Genomic DNA, 262 nt, shown 5'->3' with positions numbered 1-262 from the left:
ATTTACAACTGTGGCTGTTGCTTGAAAATATAAACAGAAATATTTGAGTAATTTACAGGATACCAAAATTTTTGGTATTGGTTTGCCAGAAGGATTGGTACATGAGTTTATTGCAGAAGAAGAAACTGAAACTAAACCGGAAGAAAACCAATATGTACTAGAAAAGAAGCTTTTAAATAAGAATTTGATGTCAAAAGCAGATTGTAAGATGTTGGGCTATGAAATCCTTGGATTCGAAAGTGGGAAATTTCAAACCTATTTG

At 32.1% G+C, this 262-nt stretch carries 1 protein-coding gene; it reads left to right on the top strand.

Annotation, left to right across the window (positions count from 1 at the left end):
* Positions 1-43 precede the first annotated feature (43 nt).
* Positions 44-262: hypothetical protein (locus EOC06_RS39065; RefSeq protein ID WP_206631445.1), on the top strand; the 219-nt coding region annotated here is incomplete at its 3' end.

It is taken from the genome of Mesorhizobium sp. M7A.F.Ca.MR.362.00.0.0 (assembly GCF_004023175.1).
In the GTDB taxonomy this organism is placed as follows: Bacteria; Pseudomonadota; Alphaproteobacteria; order Rhizobiales; family Rhizobiaceae; genus Mesorhizobium.
Note: the sequence above shows the minus strand (reverse complement) of the source record. Positions and strands in the feature narration are given on the sequence as shown.